Genomic DNA, 18,468 nt, shown 5'->3' with positions numbered 1-18,468 from the left:
GTATAAAGGGGAATGCAAATGGATTTTCGTTTAGATGAAGACATCCTGCTTTTAAAAGAAAATATACGCCAGTTTATCGAAGAGCAAATCGATCCGTTTTCCATGCAGATAGAGGATGAAGACCATATTCCAGAATCCATCATAAATTTATCGAAGGATATCGGGTTATTCGGACTTAGTATCCCGGAAAAGTATGGTGGACTCGGCATCGGTATGGTAGGGAAATGTGCTTTGTATGAGGAAATCGGCAAAACACATAATGGATATACCACTTTGATTGGTGCCCATACAGGTATTGGGACGGTTGGGATCGTCGAAATGGGCAATGAAATGCAAAAGGAAAAATACTTGCCAGATATGGCAAGCGGTAATAAAATTGGCGCTTTTGCTTTAACTGAGCCAGCAGCTGGATCCCATGCGACGAATCTCAAAATGACGGCAGTCAAAAGCGACGATAAGTATATCCTGAATGGGACTAAGCATTATATAACGAATGCAGATGTAGCAGATATTTTTACAGTTATGGCCGTAACAGACAAAGATAAAGGCGCAAAAGGAATCACCTCATTCATAGTAGAAAAGGGTTTTCCGGGTTTTAGTGTGGGTAGCTTGGAAAGGAAGATGGGACTTCGAGGTTCACATTCGGCCGAATTGGTTTTTGAAGATTGCGAGGTTCCGGCTGAAAATGTACTGGGGGACGTTGGACAAGGGTATGTAAATGCCTTGAAAATCCTTGCAAATGGCCGAGCAGGTCTTGCTGCAAGAAATTTGGGGTCCTGTCAATACCTGCTAGATCTATCGACTAAATATGCTACTGAGCGTGAGCAGTTTGATGTTCCGATCATTGATCATCAAGCTGTATCACATATGATTGCAGAAATGGCCATGGAGATAGAAGCACTCCGCTCATTCACATACCGAGTCGCTTGGATGGTCGATCAAAAAGAAAAAATCATTAAAGAAGCGGCAATGCTGAAGTTGTATGGTTCAGAAGTTTATAATCGTGTCGCTGATAAGGCCGTTCAAATTCATGGCGGGCTGGGATACATGAAGGATTATCCAGTTGAACGTTTCTACCGGGATGCCCGAATCACTAGAATATATGAAGGTACATCCGAAATCCAGAAAAATATCATTACTGGACAATTGAAGAGAAAATATCAAAACTAGTCTAATTGGAAAGTGGAGGGGTTATAATGGATTTAAGGCTATCGGATGAACAAAAAATGGTACAAAAAACAATACGCAAGTTCGTGGAAAACGAATTGATACCCTTGGAAAATGAAGTACTTCGAAATGAAATGGCAGGGAAACCTAGTTTACCAGAGGGGACATTAAAAGAATTACAGGAAAAAGCAAAAAAAGCGGGTTTTTGGGGCATCAATACGCCGGAAGAATTTGGCGGGGCAGACTTAGGCCAGCTTATGATGGCCATTGTCTTGATGGAAGTATCAAAAACGTTTGTACCTTTCAGTTTTGGCGGCTCAGCGGACAATATTCTATATTATGGAAATGAAGAACAGAAAAAGAAGTATCTGATTCCTACCATTAACGGGGAGAAAAAGTCATGTTTTGCGATGACGGAGCCGGGGGCAGGTTCCGATACACGAAATATTAAAATGACAGCCGTAAAAGAAGGTAACGAATGGGTGCTTAACGGAGAAAAAACGTTCATAACGGGTGGAAATGATGCCGATTTCGTCATGGTCATCGCCGTTACCGACAAGGAACGTCATCAAGCAACAGGCACAGAAGGGGTAACCTGTTTCATTGTAGACCGTGACATGGGTTGGAGATCCGAGTATATCAATACAATGGGAGAATGGGGACCTGCCGGTTTAGTTTTCGATAATGTAAGGGTACCTGAAGAAAACATATTAGGAGAGATAGATGGTGGTTATAAACTAGGTTTGGAATGGATTGGGTTTGCAAGATGGATCGTGGGCGCACGCGCAGTCGGTTCTGCAGAACGATTGCTTCAAATGGCTATAGACTATGCGAAAGAACGAGTTACATTCGGTAAGCCGATTGCTGAGCGTCAGGCTATTCAATGGCAAATTGCTGATTCGGCTGTAGAAATCGAAGCGGCAAGGTGGCTTGTGCTGAATGCGGCATACACCCTGGATAATGGAGAAGATAATCGCCATTTAGCTTCGATGGCCAAACTGTATGGAGCGAATATGGGGAATCGTGTCGTTGATCGCGTATTGCAGATACACGGTGGCATGGGTTATACGAAAGAACTTCCTATCGAGCGTTGGTACCGTGAGGCTAGGCTTTGGAGGATCTATGATGGAACAGATGAAATACAGCGGATGATCATTTCCAGAAATTTAATTAAGGGACATGTTAAATTAGGACAATTCTTATAATAGATTAGGAGGAAATGAGTATGACAGGGAGATTTTCAGGTAAAACCGCATTAGTTACAGGTGGAAGCAGAGGAATTGGCAGGGCGATTGTCGAGTTATTTGCAAGTGAAGGCGCAAATGTGGCCATTATCGATATCAATGAAGAGGTCTTGACATCAACAGGAAATGAATTAAGGGATAAGGGGTATACCATTTTCACAAGGGTGGCCAATGTGGTGGAATCCGAAGAAGTCGAAGCGTCCATAAAGGAAATAGCTGACACATTCGGTTCTCTTGATATTCTGGTGAATAATGCAGGGGTCATCAGAGATAATCTGCTTTTTAAAATGACCGATTCAGATTGGCAAACGGTAATGGATGTACATTTAAAAGGTACCTTCAATGCAGTACGTGCCGCTCAGAAGCATATGGTTGCAAATAAATATGGAAGGATCATCAATATATCTTCCACCTCAGCCCTCGGGAACCGCGGACAGGCTAATTATTCAGCCGCAAAAGCTGGACTTCAGGGGTTAACAAAAACCCTTGCGATCGAACTCGGTAAATTTGGGATAACAGCGAATTCGGTTGCACCTGGCTTTATCGAAACCGAAATGACGAAAGAAACAGCCAGACGGGTGGGAGTGAGTTTTGAGCAATTCATCCAGGATAGGGCGAACAGTATTCCTGTTGCTAGAAGCGGTTTGCCAAGTGATATTGCTCATGCTGTTGCATTCTTTGCCGATGAAGCATCCTCATTCATTAGTGGGCAGGTTTTATATGTTGCGGGCGGTCCAAAAAATTAAGGGAAAGGCGGGAGATTATGTTCAACGAAAGTATTGGAAAACGATCCAAACCTGTTAAAAATATAGTTGAACGGGGAGCCGTTAAAAAATTTGCATTTTCAATTGGTGATCCCCACCCGATTTTCATCGATGAAGAAATAGGAAGACAATCAAGATATGGAGCGAATATTGCACCACCTACTTTCCCCAGGGTCTTTGATTTTGGAACAATTGAAAGCTTGAACCTTCCGGGCAAGGGGTTGATACATGGCGAGCAGATTTACCGCTACAACAGGCCGCTTAAGGTTGGGGAAGAAATCACCTGTTACACGGAAGTGAAGGATTACTATGAGAAAAAAGGAAAACAAGGGGAAATGGGATTTCTGGCCTTTAAAAATTATGGGACCGATGCAAAAGGGGAAATTGTTTTTACAGCTGAACAGCTTGTCATTATTAATGAAACGATCAGAAGGACGGTGATGAGTAAGTGACGACAATAACCGAACTCCATATTGGTGACTCGTTACACCCTATTGTGCTGGAACCTGTATCTCGGTTGGATCTCATTAAGTATGCTGGTGCATCTGGCGATTTCAATCCGATTCATACGATTGATGAGGAAGCAAAAAATGCAGGTCTTCCCGGAATCATCGCACATGGTATGTGGACGATGGGGAACCTTGCAAAGCTTTTCAGTAATCTTTATGAAATCGGATTTATCGAAGAATACAAGATTCGTTTCAAAGGTATGGTTTTCTTGAATGATGTGATAACCCTTCAAGCGGATTTAATAGAAAAAAAAGAAGATAGGTATTTTTTCAAAGTTGCAGCCACTAATCAATCGGGTAAGGAAGCAATCAGTGGAGAGGTTATTTTTAAGGTCTTCTGACGGAAAGTAGTGATGAAATTTATTTCATCACTACTTTTTTTAGGAGTAAAATTCGACAATTTTAAAGGAGATTCGAAATTTTTCCAGAATTGTACTTAAAAAGAATTCTTTTTGCGGCGGTGAAATAGTAATGAATCAAGTAAAACAGGATTCTCAGATTAATTTGCTCAAAGGAATGACCTTTCCTGCACTAGTCCTGGATTCTCAAGACCGGATCAAGGATTGGGGCAGGTACTTCCATCCATTGGTGAATCACAATGGAAATACAACATTAACCGAACTATTTGATGAGTGGCAATTTCTCGATAATAAAAGACTTGCAGCTGCAAGAATGCGTGACAAACGGTATTTATTTTTATTAATGAAACAAATCGATAATGACAATATTCTTTATATAGGCAGTGAAACACAATTTTTGGATGATTTATTGAGTGATGCTCATAAATCGGAAAAACTGAATCGCGCTCTCGATGCCATTATCGAAAATTCCTATGATGGAATATATATCACCGATCAACAAGGGATCACTCTGTATACGAATTCAGCAATTGAACGGATCACTGGCATTCCAAAAGAGTATTATATAGGTAAGTCGGTGGACCAACTAATTAAACGTGGCATTTTGAATGCCTCGGTGACGCATAAGGTAGTAAAGCTGAGACGAACGGTATCTGTCGTACAGGATAATTATGCTGGAAAAGAAACATTGATAACAGGAAGTCCCGTTTTTAATGAAAATGGGGAAATAGAGCAAGTCGTTACGAATATAAGGGATTTATCTGATTTAAATGAACTGATGCATGAGTTGACGAAAGTGAATGAATTGAATAATCAATACAAGCAAGAAATTGAAAAACTGCGGAAGATAACAAGTAAGGATGGAGTCGTCTTTGTCAGTGATAAAATGAAATCGATTTATGAGATTGCTGAAAGAATTTCGGATATTGATGCGACCGTACTCATTCTAGGAGAAACGGGCGTTGGAAAAGATGTGCTTGCACGAAATATTTATAATCGGAGCATCCGATCTAAAAAAGGAGATTTCATTAAAATAAATTGTGGGGCCATTCCGGCGGATTTATTGGAATCGGAGCTTTTTGGATACGAAGGAGGAGCATTTACCGGCGCCAATCAAAAAGGTAAACCAGGGATGTTTGAGCTGGCAGAGAGTGGAATCTTATTCTTGGATGAAGTTGGGGAGCTTCCCCTGCAACTGCAAGTAAAGCTACTTCGGGCCCTTCAGGAAAGGGAGATTCAAAGAATCGGAGGAACGAAACCAAAGAAAATCGATGTTCGCATAATAGCAGCCACGAACCGCAATTTATCGGAAATGGTCAAATCCGGTGATTTTCGTGAAGACCTCTTTTATAGGCTGAATGTCATTCCGATTACAATTCCTCCACTAAGGGAAAGAAGAGAAGATATCTTAGCATTGACTGACTTATTTTTAACGAAAGCAAACGAACAATATAAATTTTCAAAAGAAATTGATTCGAGACTGAAAGAATACTTTTTTCAACATGATTGGCCAGGAAATGTCCGTGAATTGATTAATATTGTGGAAAGGCTCGTCGTGCTAACGGATAATCAATTATTATCGATCAACGATCTGCCGGAAGAATATCGACCGGATAAGCTGGATCAGTCGAACTATCATTCACCCCTAACTCTAAAAGAAGCGGTGGAAAAAGCTGAAAAGGAAATCTTGACGAAAGCGGCGGAAACCTACCAAACTACATACGAAATCGCAGAAGCCCTTGATTCGAGCCAGGCAACAATTGTAAGGAAACTTAAAAAATATCGCTTAAAGGTCAGTGAAAAGAATAGGTGAGTAAAAACTGCACCTCCCCTTGTTGGACAACATCTAACAAAGGAAGGTGCAGTTTTTTTTGCCTAAATATGAATGGCGAAATAAAGAAACCCCTTTTTACGGAATATGTGCTCAAGTCTATATTAACGTTATTTTCTTTTGGGCCTCAATACTTTACAAGTCTTTCCTTCGAGGGGTGTGAATAGCCAAAAAGGTGTGCATCTAGGAGCTTACCACGATTTATTCACCATTCTTTTGATAGTTGGCATTATCATGTTGTTGTCTTCCATCGGAAAATAAAAAGGGGAAATTCGTATGAGAAAAGATCGTTTGATAATTACGAATATTTTGGTTATTCTTGTTATAATTGCTTTGCTGGTGGGCGGTGCTTACTTTTATTTTCAAAATGAGAACTTTGTTAAAACCGATGATGCGAAGGTATCTGCAGACATGGATCAAATGGGTAGCACCAGCTTCTGGTATACTCAAAGAATAGGATATTAAGGAAGGTAAATCTGTTACAAAAGGAAATGCAATATCTGCCAAAGTACTTCCTGGTATGAATGCTAAAATCAAAATCTCGTTGTAGACGAAAATTGAAATGACTGCATCCAAGCGTAGTGGAAACTTTTATGAAAATCTATATTGTCTATAATTGCGAAGGTGAACATACAAAGGCATTGGCAGATTCTATAGCAGACGGTGCTCAAGAAGTGTATGCTGTTATTGCAGGATTGTTCAAGATTAATTTTGGTCAAAAAAAAAGCAGAGGCACATAAAACGGCTATAAATGAAATGGGTAAGAAGCTATCCATTCACCTGACAAATCTGAATTGGTTCTAGAGGAGACTCTAACTGGTACCGCCGTTTCAAAAGGGCAGGTTCAGCTCATGAACGATCAGACCTACCGCCGCCAAGCCCTTCAAGGTTTCCAGGACACGACGCAGGAAGATTTGAACATCAGGCGATTGGGCTATGAAGGATGAAGATATAGAAATGCGTTAATAACCATGAATCGTATGCGTGAGAATGGAAAAAAACAGATAAGTGTAGAAATATTCCTAAGGATGAACGTAACTCTAAAAAGTGAGGTAACATAAATCATGAGTTCCTATACTCCCTATTTTGAATTCGATCGAAAAGAGTGGGCATCTTTACGAAATCATGCTCCTCTTCCTTTAACTGAAGAAGAATTAGAAAATGTAAAGGGCATAAATGTAGAAATATCCATTGATGAAGTAGAAGAGATTTATTTGCCCTTGACTCGTTTAATTAATTTATATGTCAAAGCGTCTCAGCAACTTCATACCGCTACTACTTCCTTTCTAAAAAATAACGCTAAAAAAGTACCTTATATTATTGGAATTGCAGGGAGTGTTGCTGTAGGGAAAAGTACTACAGCAAGGATACTTCAGATATTATTATCTAGATGGGACAATCATAGAAACGTAGGCTTAGTTACAACAGATGGTTTTTTGTACCCAAATGCTATTTTAGAAAAAAACGGACTGATGAAAAGAAAAGGGTTTCCTGAAAGTTATGATACTCAAAAATTAATTAATTTTATCGGAGATGTAAAAGCAGGGAAAGATAAAGTAGAAGCACCGGTCTATTCACATTTGACGTATGATATTCTGCCAAATGAAGTGCAAACCATCTGTAATCCAGATATTTTAATAGTGGAAGGTGTTAATGTTCTACAAGTTGACAAAGAAAGTCAAATATTTGTCAGTGACTTTTTTGATTTTTCACTCTATGTTGATGCTGAGGTACGGGACATAGAAAGATGGTATATAGAGAGGTTTCTCTTGCTTCAAGAAACAGCTTTTCAAGATACCAAATCCTATTTTGGTCGTTTCGCAAACTTGTCTAAAGAAGATGCTATTAAGCAAGCGGCTCAAATTTGGGAAGAAATTAATTTAATGAATTTACTTGAAAATATATTGCCGACAAAAGGACGAGCCAATATAGTTTTAAAGAAAGGATCAAATCATAACGTTGAAAATATCTTTTTACGAAAGTTATAAAGCATATTTGTTCGTCGAGGTCCATTACTCTATGTTAACGAATTTTTATGAAAAACTTAATTCAGCGCCGCTTGAACATGCAGTTTCCAGGCAATAAGGAAATTTAAAAAATATCGATTGAAGGTCAGTGAAAAGAATAGGTGAGTATGGGGGTTACTTTATCGGTAACCCCTTATTTTTGTCGATTTGCGCTTAATGACCTTCTTAAGTGTCCCGTAATTTACCGTTTTCAGTCAAATGCTCTAATTAATTCAGAAATGGTTTTATTCAGTCAAAATTGAATGACGGATAACTCATATGGCACCCTTTCATTTCATTTTTACAATTCAATAATGAATTCCACTCCTGGTAAATTTGCTGTTTTGATTGTGTTTTAACTATGGCACGGTACTTGCATTCATAATAGGAAAATTATTCTACGGAATGATTCTGTAGAAAGGGCGAGGTGAGAGGGTTGAACGATCCAGACGTATACCCATGGTTAAGCCGTCATTCAGAGAAGAGTAAAGAAAACTTTACAACACGGACGTGATATTTTGGGATTTGCCAGCATTCATTTTAGAACGAATAATTACTTAAATGAAATGTGTATGGACTGCAGCAGCATGGTATAAGGCTGGGAAATAAAATTGGCTTCCAGCTTGGTCATCATCATGATGTATAAAAGCCCATTATCCGGCGATCAAACTGGGAATGATCTTCATACCATTCAATCCCTTAAGTACTGTAAGGGAAAATCGGTGGATTCCAGAAGATGCGCAATGGATACTTGATCAAAAATGAAAGCGCTATCAAGACAAGGGCTTTATCAGTTACTTCTTAAATGAATATAAGTAGGTGGTGAGCTTCAGTCCCTTTGGACAAGTGGTATATTTATAGCGTTTGTCGTCGCTGGAATCGTTATCGATCAAGAAGCATTAAATGGTCATTGTTATCATTTGTTGAACCATGATAAAGTGTCTTAGGAATTTCATGTAAAAACAAACAACCATTGCCGCGTAATGCTGATGGTAAAACTAAAAGCGCCAGCTGGTCAAGGAAGAAATGGTATGAAAGAGATCCTTTGTTTTAGCGAATAATAATTGGTTTCCTTAAAGGTGAGTGCTTTCCGAATATGGACAGGATCGTGTGCAAGCAGTGAATGAGCGGCCAAGTAAAATTAAATAATTATTCAGGGAGGAAGTAAATGGATATTTTGATCCAGCAGCTTTTTAATGGATTGACGATTGGCAGCGTATATAGTCTAGTTGCCCTCGGACTGACGCTAGTATATGGAATTTTGCATATCCCGAACTTTGCGCATGGTGCCCTATATATGTTAGGTGGGTATATCACATTGTCGATGATGACATTATATGGGGTCAATTACTGGATTGCCATGTTTGTATCCGTTATCGTTGTTGGCTTGTTGGGTGTCCTTTTGGAGCGTTTCGTGTTCCGTTTGTTAAGGGAGGCACCTCCATTGCACGATAAAATTGCAGCAATCGGCATTCTTCTTTTTCTTGAAGCTTTCGCCCAATTTGTCTGGGGTGCCGACTTCCATACAATGACATCTCCATACGGACAAGTCGTCAATTTCATGGGCTTGACATTCACCCTTCAGCGTTTATTGATCATTGTATCAGCCATTGCGGTGATGGTTTTACTTTATCTCTTCCTTAAGAAAACGTATACCGGTTCAACGATAATAGCGATGTCCCAAAGCCGTGAAGGTGCGTCATTGGTGGGGATCAACATTAATAAAGTTGCGATGCTGACCTTCATGATTTCTGGGGGATTAGCCGCCATCGCTTCATCCCTGGCTTCACCGATTAACCTTGTCTTTCCAGGAATGGGGCATTTAGTCATCTTAAAAGCATTCGTCATTATCATACTGGGTGGGATGGGAAGCATTCCGGGTGCGATCGTTGGCGGATATATTCTAGGTTTCAGCGAAAGCCTTGGCGCAACATATATTTCTAATGACTATAAGGACATCATTGCTTTCGTTCTTTTAGTCGTAATATTAACCGTGAAGCCAACAGGTCTTTTTGCCAAGGGGGAGAGGTAGCTTGAAGATTTTAACGAAACGTAATGGACTTATTGCTCTTATCATCCTTGCTTTTTCATTCCCTTTTATCGCACAAAACGACTATTATCTTCACATGCTGACACTTTCATTCATTTGGGCGATAGCTGTTTATGGAATCAATTTATTATCAGGCTATACAGGTTATCTCTCACTTGCACATGCTGGATTTTTTGCAATTGGGGCATATTCGCTCGGCCTGCTGACGGTTAAAACGGGAATGAACTTTTGGCTGGCACTTGTTGGAGCCTGTTTAATCACCTGTGCCATTGGTTTTTTAATCGGTTTGATCGCATTAAGGACAAAGGAACACTTTTTCGCGATATATACCCTTTGTGTGGGTTACATCATCTATCTGGTCATCGATAAATGGGAGGGGCTTACAGAGGGTGTCAGAGGATTGATCGGCATCCCTGCTCCTGGGAATATCGGTCCCATCACATTCGAAACTGCTGCTTCACAATATTACCTAGTCCTCATTTTCTTGCTTGCCGTCATTTTAATCGTCTATCGAATTATCCGCTCGTTGACAGGCAGGACATACTTGGCCATCAGGAACAGCGAGGACCTCGCTCAAACGATTGGCATATCGACCATGAAGAATAAGTTGACCGCATTTGTCCTATCCACATTTTTCGCTGGGTTGGCAGGAGCCTTGTATGCTTCATTCATTCGTTTCATTGGGCCTGATATTGGTTCCACATCCATCATGTTCGATCTTTTGATGTATTTATTGGTTGGTGGAATCGGAACACTTTCAGGTCCGTTGGTTGGTACATTACTGCTTGTGATCCTTTCACAGAACCTTCAATTCCTTCAAGAATATCGAATGTTGATATTCGGTCCATTGCTTACATTGATCATCATCTTTTATCCACGCGGAATCACAGGAGCCGTCTTTGATTGGCAGAGCAAGCGAAAAGGTAAGAAAATATCAGGGGTGAGAAATGAATTTCCCATTAAAGCGGAGGAGGGATGAACTTGCTGATTGAAACGAAGAATTTGACAAAACGGTTTGGTGGATTAGCGGCGGTCAATAATGTGGATTTTATGATTGAAAAAGGAAGAATCAATGCAATCATCGGACCGAATGGTGCAGGGAAATCCACATTTTTCAACTTGATCAGTGGCTTTCATCGACCAAGTTCAGGGACGGTGCTATTTAAAGGGATTGACATCACCAAGCTCCGTGCCAATGAAATAGCGGGCCTTGGGATTTCAAGGACCTTTCAAACGACAAGCCTGTTTGATCAATCGACCGTGTTGGATAATGTCATTGTCGGGCATAGACTTCGAACAAAATCCAATTTGATGGATGCCATCCTAAGAACGAAACGTTTAAAACGAGAAGAAGCAGCATGCCGGGATAAGGCAATGGAAGTACTTGATATTGTTGGATTGACGAAATCGGCCGACAGAATGGTATCTAGCATCTCTCAGGAGGAAAAGAAACGGACAGCCATTGCCCTAGCCCTTGCAACGGAACCGGAAATTATCTTTCTTGATGAACCTGCTGCCGGAATCAATCCGGATGAAACGGAAGGTCTGACGGAACTGATTAAAAAATTAAATCATTCGGGACTGACAGTATGTTTAATCGAGCACAAAATGCATATGATCATGAATTTGGCAGATCACATCATGGTCCTTAATTACGGGGAAAAAATTGCCGAGGGCACACCTAAGGAAATCCGCGGAAATGAAGCGGTGATTAAAGCCTATTTGGGAGGTAGTGCGAGTGCTTAAGTTAACGGATGTTGCAGTGGCTTATGGGAGTTTTACTGCCATTAAACATGTGAATATCGAGGTTGCCAAAGGGGAAATCGTTGTATTGTTAGGAGCTAATGGGGCAGGGAAAAGTACGACTTTTCGTTCAATCAGCGGAATCAGTAAGCTGTCACAGGGAGAAATTCATTTTCAAGGCATTCCCATAGGAGGCAGGGCCCCGGACAAGAATGTAAGGGAAGGAATAGTACAGTGTGCCGAAGGCCGTAAACTATTTCCACAAATGACTGTCCAGGAAAACCTGAGGATGGGTGCCTATATTCATCGAAAGAACAAGGCGGAAATCAGGGGTTTGTTGGAATACGTCTATCATTTATTTCCTATTTTAAAAGAAAAGCACCAGAATGAAGCCGGAAGCCTGAGCGGCGGCCAACAGCAAATGCTGGCAATAGGAAGGGCGTTGATGTCCAAACCGAAATTGTTGATGCTTGATGAGCCTTCGGTTGGACTCGCGCCCCTAATTGTCGAACAGATGTTTCAAGTCATTGAAGAAATAAACCGTGAGGGAATCACGATCCTGCTTGCTGAACAAAATGCGAATGCGGCACTTAGAATTGCAGATAAAGGATATGTCTATGAAAATGGGGAAATTGTCGTTCAAGGGACAGCAGGTCAATTATTAGCCAATGATGAAGTAAAGAAAGCATATATTGGAGCATGAAAAAAAGAATGGGGGATATATATGAAAAAACTGAAAGTATCATTGGTCTTTCTGGTGTTAATTATGATTGTTTTGGCTGGTTGCAATAAAGGAGAGAGTCCCGCGTCCAGCAGTGGCAGTAAAGGGAAAAGTGATAATGTCGTGAATATTGGTTTTAGTGGTCCATTAAGTGGGGCAGCAGCTCTATATGGGAAACGGACTTTGAACGGTGTCGAAATGGCCGTCAATGAAATTAATGATGCAGGCGGATTTGATGTAAAGGGTAAGAAATACACGCTGAATTTAGTATCATTAGATGATAAATACTTACCAAATGAAACAGGGGCGAATGCTAAAAGATTAATTCAGGAATATGATACGCCGATCATTTTTACACCGCATAGCGGGGGTGTACTGGCACTGCAGGTCTTTAATGAACAAGAGAAATTCATCATTGGCGCATATACGAGTGAACCGTCAGTGACCGAAAGCGGAAATTCATTGACCGTTCGAATTCCACCGAATTACGAAGGATATATCGAACCTTTTACAACATATGCAATGAAGCATTTCGGCAAGAAAATTGCAGCATTGCCGACCGCTTCTCAATATGGTAAAGACTGGACGGAAGCGGTTCTTCCACATTGGGAAAAGCAAGGGGGTAAGGTCGTTTATAATTCATCCATTGATTTCGCCAAAGAAACCGATTTCTTTACGATTGTTACCAATGCTTTGAAAAAAGATCCTGATGTGCTGTTTATCGGGGGTGCTTCGGAACCTACGGCAAAAGTGGCGAAGCAAGCTCGGGAGCTAGGGTTTAAAGGTGGTTTCATTATTATGGATCAGGCAAAGCTAGATCAAATGAAGCCGATTGCAGGATCATATGAAACATTGGAAGGTTCAATAGGTGTTCTGCCACTGATGGATTCAGATGAAGAAGCAGTGCCAGCCTTCGTTGAGAAATATCAAAAAAAATATAAGGAAGATCCGAGCTCCGAAGTCGGTTTGAATTATATTGCCATGTATGCGTTTGTAGAAGCGATGAAATCTGCAGGAAGTGTTGATGATGCTAAGGCTATTCGTGAACACATGCAGGATGGGCTTACAAATATCGGGCCAGATCAAAAAATATACGATATTCCTTCCATTGATGAAAATGGCGGATTCGCATCGACCATTATCGTGGGAGCGGTTGAAGATGGAAAAGTGGTGCCCGTTCGCTAAGGGAAAAAAGGGATGGGACTTATCCATCAAGGTAGATAAGAAGCAGCTTCCTAGATTAGCATATTGGTATATTTCTTGTGCGTGTACGTTGTCCCCTCAATTTGGAGGGGCAATGTACACGCTTTTTTTGGAAAAAATAGGTGGTGCCAAAAATAGAAAGTTCCGATGATAGAGTAGATAATGGCAATTCGCTCCATTATTTCAAGCATGGAGTGAATTTAGCTAGATGGCTGCCATGTTACATGCAAAAGAGAATGTTGTTTGATATCGTGATTGCCATCGCCTATTAGGTAAAGAAATGGAACGGCGGCAACTTGATAAAGGTAGGGAGATCCATTTAAGGCTTTTTATTGAATTCTAAAGAGATACGGATGCGCTTGGGTTTTTAAAGGAATAAATGATCTATATCTTACAATTATTACAAAAAATCTTGTCCCAAAGTAATGAAAGCGTTATCATTGAATATAATATGAAATATAATTTCAAATTTATCTATCGAAAAATGAAATTATATTTAAGAAAAGAATAATAGGAGGACTTATTTGTCTATGGAAGAACATCTGCGTTCATTAACGACTGAATTGAGAAATGAAGGGACGATGAACCTCGATCGCATGAATACGTTGGAAATCATTTCAGCAATCAATAAGGAAGACCTAAAAGTTGCAGTAGCCGTCCAGAAGGTTTTGCCAGAAATCAGTACAGTAGTTGAATGGGCTTGTGAATCGGTAAAGAAAGGAGGGAGACTCATATACATTGGTGCAGGAACGAGCGGAAGACTCGGTGTTCTTGATGCCGTGGAATGTCCGCCGACTTTCAGCGTACCACCTGAAATGGTGCTGGGAATAATCGCAGGAGGGGAAATGGCGTTTGTTCGGGCCATTGAGGGAGCGGAGGATAAAGAAGAGTTTGGGGAATGTGATTTAATGGCCGTGGATCTTACAGCGAATGATACGGTTATTGGCATTGCTGCAAGCGGCCGTACCCCATATGTGAGAGGGGCTTTACGTTATGCAAGAAATGTGGGGGCAAAAGCGGTGGCTTTATCGTGCAATGAAAATGCGAGCATCACAGAAGAAGCCGATATAGGGATTGAAGTGGTGGTCGGACCAGAAGTTTTAACAGGGTCCACAAGGATGAAAGCGGCAACCGCTCAGAAAATGGTCCTCAATATGATTTCAACGGCTACTATGATCCGAGTGGGAAAAGTGTATGAAAATCTGATGGTTGATGTAAAGGTAAGCAATCAAAAACTGAAGGATCGTGCCATAAGCATTATCGAAACTGTAACGGATGCTGATTATGATCTTGCCACTAAAATGCTTGAAAAAGCAAATAATCAAGTTAAACCAGCAATCGTCATGATAAAAACGTCAACAGATTATGTTAAAGCAAGGGAGTTACTAGAAAAAGCGGATGGAGATGTCAGAAAAGCCATCTCGATCTGTGAAGATTAAGGAGAGGTCCAATGGCTACAGGAGGATTATCCATCATACAGACGATGTTGAGCAAGCTCCCGCAATCGGAACAAAAACTAGCAGAATATATTCTTCAAAATCCTCATGAAGTGGTGAATAGCACTGTACAGGAATTGAGTACCTCTGCTAAAACAAGCGGGGCTGCCGTTATTAGGTTATGTAAATCGCTCGGAGTTAAAGGATTTCAAGATTTAAAAATACGGATAGCTGGGGACTTGATGAAGACTGTTGAACAGGGCTATCGGGATATCGAGCCTTTGGAATCACTGTATCGGATTGTAGAAAAAACGACGAGTAATTCGATTCAGACCATTCGCGACACATCTGAAATCATCGATCATAACAATCTCAAACATGCGATTACGCTGATGCTGAACGCTAAAACCGTCCACTTTTGTGGAGTGGGTGCCTCTCATATAGTTGCTGCAGACGCCCAGCAAAAATTGCTTCGAATCAATAGAGGGGCAACGGCTTTTACAGATATGCATTTAGTTGCAACCTTGATTGCCAATGCTGATGAAAATGACATCGTTTTTGCCATTTCATTTTCCGGTGAAACACCTGAAGTTGTCAATATCCTGAAGCTAGCAAAAGAACGTGGGGTCAAAACGATCGGACTGACTCATTTTGGTCAAACAACGGTATCTTCGTTGTGTGATGCGACTCTATATACATCCTTTTCGAATGAAGCACCGTTTCGAAGTGCTGCAACATCCTCACGATTGGCACAGTTATATATGATTGATATTTTGTTTTTGGGGATGGCTTCAGAGCAATATGAAGAAACTGTCCAATATATTGATAACACAAAAGCTGCAATTAAATCGATGACAGATCGTTATAAATGAACATTTCGAAATATTGAAAAAGGGGGCTTTTGAATGGGCAAGGGAGAGAAGTACGCCAGTTTAGCAGAAGCGTTATTGGGGAAATTGGGCGGGGCATCAAATGTAGCATCAGCAGCACATTGCATGACCAGACTCAGGGTATTGCCAATCGATCGTTCAAAAATAAACATGGAAGATTTAAAAAATACGGAAGGCGTTCTTGGCGTCATTGAAGAGGAAACGATACAAATCGTATTAGGACCAGGCGTGGTCAATAAGGTTCATGCAGAATTTGAAAAGCTTTTAGCGTTTTCTGATGGCTTGAACTTAAAAGAAATGGCCTCGAAGAACAAATCAGAGATAAATAGGAAAAACGCAAAACCTTTTAAACTATTCTTACGCAGGATTGCAAGTATATTCATTCCTCTAATTCCCGCATTAGTAGCATCAGGTTTGATAACCGGAATTACAAAAGCGATCGTTCAAGCGGGCTGGCTTGCAGCAGAATCGCAATTAGCTATCATTTTAACCGTTATCGGGTCTGGGTTGTTTGCCTACTTGGGAATTTTGGTAGGGACGAATGCGGCAAAGGAGTATGGTGGTTCGCCCGCGCTTGGGGCACTGGCGGGTATCTTGGTCATCAATCCGGCTGTCGGCGACATTTCATTGTTCGGTGAAAATTTACTCCCTGGCCGCGGAGGGTTAATCGGAGTTCTCTTTGCCGCGATATTTATAGCTTTGGTGGAAAAACAGGTCAGGAAATTCATTCCACAATCACTGGATATCATTTTGACGCCAACCTTCGCTTTGCTCATTACTGGGATTGTTACGTACATTGTGTTTATGCCGGTAGGCGGATTTTTATCGGATGCCATTACGACAGGGTTATTGAATGTATTGGATTTCGGCGGTGTTGTAGCTGGATTCGTGCTTGGTGCCGCCTTCCTTCCTCTTGTCATCACTGGGTTACATCAAGGTTTGACGCCTGTTCATCTAGAATTGATCAATTCGATTGGAGATGATCCCCTTCTTCCCATTTTGGCCATGGGAGGTGCGGGCCAAGTAGGCGCAGCATTTGCCATCTATATGAAAACAAAGAAAGCGAGTTTAAAAAGAGCAATCGGCGGCGGACTTCCGTCAGGGATGCTTGGTATCGGCGAGCCTCTTATATTTGGAGTGACGCTTCCACTTGGCAGGCCTTTTTTAACCGCCTGTTTAGGCGCAGGAGTAGGGGGAGCATTCCAAGCTCATTTCGGAATTGCAACGTCGGCCATCGGTGTATCTGGATTGCCGCTTACCTTTTTAGTGCATGCTAACCAAATCGGCCTGTTTTTGGCTGGGTTGTTCCTTTCCTACGTAGCAGGATTTATTTTTACCTATTTGTTTGGATTTAAAGATGAAATGGCGGTTGAATTCAAGTGATCGGAATCTCTTTTTATCTACAGGATCCACATGCAGAATCCCAAATCTTACATGCTGCTAACTTAGGAGTGAAGCGAGCGTTTACCTCGCTTCATATTCCTGAAGAGACGGGTGATCTCGTACAGAGAATGATTGAACTTTTAAAGCTCTCGGAATCTTTTGGAATGGAAATTCATGCAGATGTCTCATCAAACACGCTCGATCATTTGGGAATCTGTAAATTAACAGATTTATCGCCATTAGGAGTTAAAGGAATTAGGCTAGATGATGGGTTTGACCAAGAAACGGTTACATCTTTATCAAAGATGTTTTCCCTTTCACTAAACGCAAGTACGTTGACTGAAGATGAACTTCTAGCCGTGCTTCAAAGCGGAGTGGAACCGGAAAAATTAATAGCTTGGCATAACTTTTATCCAAGGCGTGAAACGGGCCTTGAGGAAGATTTCTTCCATGAACAAAATCGGATGTTCAAGAAATACGGGATACCGATTTTTGCGTTTATCCCGGGTGCAGGGAATAAACGAGGACCTTTGCATGACGGGCTCCCGACGCTTGAAAAACACAGGCTGATGAATCCTTACGCTGCCGGTGTTGAGCTGTTTCACTATGTCGAAGGCGTTTTCGTTGGAGATCAAGGAACGGAGAATGATTTACTTGAGAATCTATCGGCCTATAAAAATCAAAATATTCTATCTGTTAGAATGAAATCCAGAATTTTGCAAAGTGGTCAGTACAAATTGAGGCCAGATGTTTCTCAAGATGTATACCGGCTGCAAAATACCCGGGTTACAGTGAAAATTGAACCGAGTAATACAGTTGCACGCAGCCATGGATCCATAACGATGGACAATCATGCATACGGACGGTATCGGGGAGAGATTCAAATTTGCAGGAAAGATATGAGGGAAGATCATCGAGTTAATGTGATAGGGCAAGTTATAGAAGAAGATCTCCCTCTGCTGGCGCTTCTAAAACCTGGTCAATCCATAGTTCTGAAAAGTGACGGCCAGTGAGTTCCAACGATCAATGATTCTGGGGTAAGCGGGGGTATTTCCCATTTTGACATGAAGGCTTGTTAAAGAAAGGCGGCTGAAATGATCGTGGATTCCACCTGTTTTCTTTAGAGGATCCATACAGGTACTTTCCTTTCTTTTTTAACTCT

Annotated in this window: 18 protein-coding genes; all 18 read left to right on the top strand. The window is 41.1% G+C overall.

Going from position 1 to position 18,468, the window contains the following annotated elements; genetic code table 11:
- Positions 1-18 precede the first annotated feature (18 nt).
- The 18 genes from ACQKMH_RS10855 to ACQKMH_RS10770 all read left to right on the top strand — a co-directional run bounded on the left by ACQKMH_RS10855 (position 19) and on the right by ACQKMH_RS10770 (position 18,319).
- Positions 19-1,170, top strand: a complete 1,152-nt coding sequence (locus ACQKMH_RS10855) for an acyl-CoA dehydrogenase family protein (RefSeq protein WP_427587389.1) — start codon at positions 19-21, stop codon at positions 1,168-1,170.
- 26 nt (positions 1,171-1,196) lie between these two features.
- On the top strand, positions 1,197-2,372 hold the full coding sequence (locus ACQKMH_RS10850) for an acyl-CoA dehydrogenase family protein (protein WP_230156341.1): 1,176 nt from the start codon (positions 1,197-1,199) through the stop codon (positions 2,370-2,372).
- Between the two features lie 20 nt (positions 2,373-2,392).
- Entirely contained in the window at positions 2,393-3,157 is a 765-nt protein-coding gene (locus ACQKMH_RS10845) for an SDR family oxidoreductase (protein ID WP_427587388.1), read from the top strand.
- Between the two features lie 17 nt (positions 3,158-3,174).
- Positions 3,175-3,627: a MaoC family dehydratase N-terminal domain-containing protein gene (locus tag ACQKMH_RS10840; protein ID WP_427587387.1), complete on the top strand. Its 453-nt coding sequence runs from the start codon at positions 3,175-3,177 to the stop codon at positions 3,625-3,627.
- Entirely contained in the window at positions 3,624-4,025 is a 402-nt protein-coding gene (locus ACQKMH_RS10835; RefSeq protein WP_427587386.1) for a MaoC/PaaZ C-terminal domain-containing protein, read from the top strand. The genes ACQKMH_RS10840 and ACQKMH_RS10835 overlap by 4 nt, the downstream gene beginning before the upstream one ends.
- A gap of 130 nt (positions 4,026-4,155) precedes the next feature.
- Positions 4,156-5,856, top strand: coding sequence for a sigma-54 interaction domain-containing protein (locus tag ACQKMH_RS10830; protein WP_427587385.1), 1,701 nt, complete (start codon positions 4,156-4,158; stop codon positions 5,854-5,856).
- Between the two features lie 294 nt (positions 5,857-6,150).
- Entirely contained in the window at positions 6,151-6,339 is a 189-nt protein-coding gene (locus ACQKMH_RS10825; RefSeq protein ID WP_427587383.1) for a hypothetical protein, read from the top strand.
- 128 nt (positions 6,340-6,467) lie between these two features.
- Positions 6,468-6,614, top strand: coding sequence for a hypothetical protein (locus ACQKMH_RS10820; protein WP_427587382.1), 147 nt, complete (start codon positions 6,468-6,470; stop codon positions 6,612-6,614).
- Positions 6,615-6,938: 324 nt separating this feature from the next.
- Positions 6,939-7,862: a type I pantothenate kinase gene (gene coaA / locus ACQKMH_RS10815; RefSeq protein ID WP_427587381.1), complete on the top strand. Its 924-nt coding sequence runs from the start codon at positions 6,939-6,941 to the stop codon at positions 7,860-7,862.
- 1,186 nt (positions 7,863-9,048) lie between these two features.
- A complete protein-coding gene (locus tag ACQKMH_RS10810) occupies positions 9,049-9,912 on the top strand; it encodes a branched-chain amino acid ABC transporter permease (RefSeq protein ID WP_427587380.1) in 864 nt (287 codons plus the stop codon).
- Position 9,913: 1 nt separating this feature from the next.
- Complete coding sequence (locus ACQKMH_RS10805; RefSeq protein ID WP_427587379.1) at positions 9,914-10,909, top strand: branched-chain amino acid ABC transporter permease; 996 nt, start codon at positions 9,914-9,916, stop codon at positions 10,907-10,909.
- 2 nt (positions 10,910-10,911) lie between these two features.
- Complete coding sequence (locus ACQKMH_RS10800) at positions 10,912-11,676, top strand: ABC transporter ATP-binding protein (RefSeq protein WP_427587378.1); 765 nt, start codon at positions 10,912-10,914, stop codon at positions 11,674-11,676.
- A complete protein-coding gene (locus tag ACQKMH_RS10795) occupies positions 11,669-12,376 on the top strand; it encodes an ABC transporter ATP-binding protein (RefSeq protein ID WP_427587377.1) in 708 nt (235 codons plus the stop codon). The genes ACQKMH_RS10800 and ACQKMH_RS10795 overlap by 8 nt, the downstream gene beginning before the upstream one ends.
- A 21-nt stretch (positions 12,377-12,397) precedes the next feature.
- Positions 12,398-13,579: an ABC transporter substrate-binding protein gene (locus ACQKMH_RS10790; protein WP_427587376.1), complete on the top strand. Its 1,182-nt coding sequence runs from the start codon at positions 12,398-12,400 to the stop codon at positions 13,577-13,579.
- A 548-nt stretch (positions 13,580-14,127) separates the two neighbouring features.
- On the top strand, positions 14,128-15,036 hold the full coding sequence (murQ, locus tag ACQKMH_RS10785; protein ID WP_427587576.1) for an N-acetylmuramic acid 6-phosphate etherase: 909 nt from the start codon (positions 14,128-14,130) through the stop codon (positions 15,034-15,036).
- Between the two features lie 11 nt (positions 15,037-15,047).
- The gene (locus ACQKMH_RS10780; RefSeq protein ID WP_427587375.1) at positions 15,048-15,905 is read left to right on the top strand and encodes a MurR/RpiR family transcriptional regulator; all 858 of its coding nucleotides are present in this window, start codon (positions 15,048-15,050) and stop codon (positions 15,903-15,905) included.
- A gap of 33 nt (positions 15,906-15,938) precedes the next feature.
- Positions 15,939-17,306 (top strand): PTS transporter subunit EIIC, encoded by a 1,368-nt coding sequence (locus tag ACQKMH_RS10775; protein WP_427587374.1) that lies wholly within the window; start codon positions 15,939-15,941, stop codon positions 17,304-17,306.
- Entirely contained in the window at positions 17,303-18,319 is a 1,017-nt protein-coding gene (locus ACQKMH_RS10770) for a MupG family TIM beta-alpha barrel fold protein (RefSeq protein WP_427587373.1), read from the top strand. The genes ACQKMH_RS10775 and ACQKMH_RS10770 overlap by 4 nt, the downstream gene beginning before the upstream one ends.
- Positions 18,320-18,468 lie beyond the last annotated feature (149 nt).

The sequence above is a fragment of the Peribacillus sp. NPDC097895 genome (assembly GCF_050277555.1).
In the GTDB taxonomy this organism is placed as follows: Bacteria; Bacillota; Bacilli; order Bacillales; family DSM-1321; genus Peribacillus.
This window is presented reverse-complemented; position numbering and strand designations above follow the sequence as displayed.

What these genes read in the sequence shown, in the direction of transcription:
- ACQKMH_RS10855 (WP_427587389.1), top strand. Translation starts at nt 19, where the DNA reads ATGGATTTTCGTTTAGATGAAGACATCCTGCTTTTAAAAGAAAATATA.
- ACQKMH_RS10850 (WP_230156341.1), top strand. Translation starts at nt 1,197, where the DNA reads ATGGATTTAAGGCTATCGGATGAACAAAAAATGGTACAAAAAACAATA.
- ACQKMH_RS10845 (WP_427587388.1), top strand. Translation starts at nt 2,393, where the DNA reads ATGACAGGGAGATTTTCAGGTAAAACCGCATTAGTTACAGGTGGAAGC.
- ACQKMH_RS10840 (WP_427587387.1), top strand. Translation starts at nt 3,175, where the DNA reads ATGTTCAACGAAAGTATTGGAAAACGATCCAAACCTGTTAAAAATATA.
- ACQKMH_RS10830 (WP_427587385.1), top strand. Translation starts at nt 4,156, where the DNA reads ATGAATCAAGTAAAACAGGATTCTCAGATTAATTTGCTCAAAGGAATG.
- ACQKMH_RS10825 (WP_427587383.1), top strand. Translation starts at nt 6,151, where the DNA reads ATGAGAAAAGATCGTTTGATAATTACGAATATTTTGGTTATTCTTGTT.
- ACQKMH_RS10820 (WP_427587382.1), top strand. Translation starts at nt 6,468, where the DNA reads ATGAAAATCTATATTGTCTATAATTGCGAAGGTGAACATACAAAGGCA.
- coaA (WP_427587381.1), top strand. Translation starts at nt 6,939, where the DNA reads ATGAGTTCCTATACTCCCTATTTTGAATTCGATCGAAAAGAGTGGGCA.
- ACQKMH_RS10810 (WP_427587380.1), top strand. Translation starts at nt 9,049, where the DNA reads ATGGATATTTTGATCCAGCAGCTTTTTAATGGATTGACGATTGGCAGC.
- ACQKMH_RS10790 (WP_427587376.1), top strand. Translation starts at nt 12,398, where the DNA reads ATGAAAAAACTGAAAGTATCATTGGTCTTTCTGGTGTTAATTATGATT.
- murQ (WP_427587576.1), top strand. Translation starts at nt 14,128, where the DNA reads ATGGAAGAACATCTGCGTTCATTAACGACTGAATTGAGAAATGAAGGG.
- ACQKMH_RS10780 (WP_427587375.1), top strand. Translation starts at nt 15,048, where the DNA reads ATGGCTACAGGAGGATTATCCATCATACAGACGATGTTGAGCAAGCTC.
- ACQKMH_RS10775 (WP_427587374.1), top strand. Translation starts at nt 15,939, where the DNA reads ATGGGCAAGGGAGAGAAGTACGCCAGTTTAGCAGAAGCGTTATTGGGG.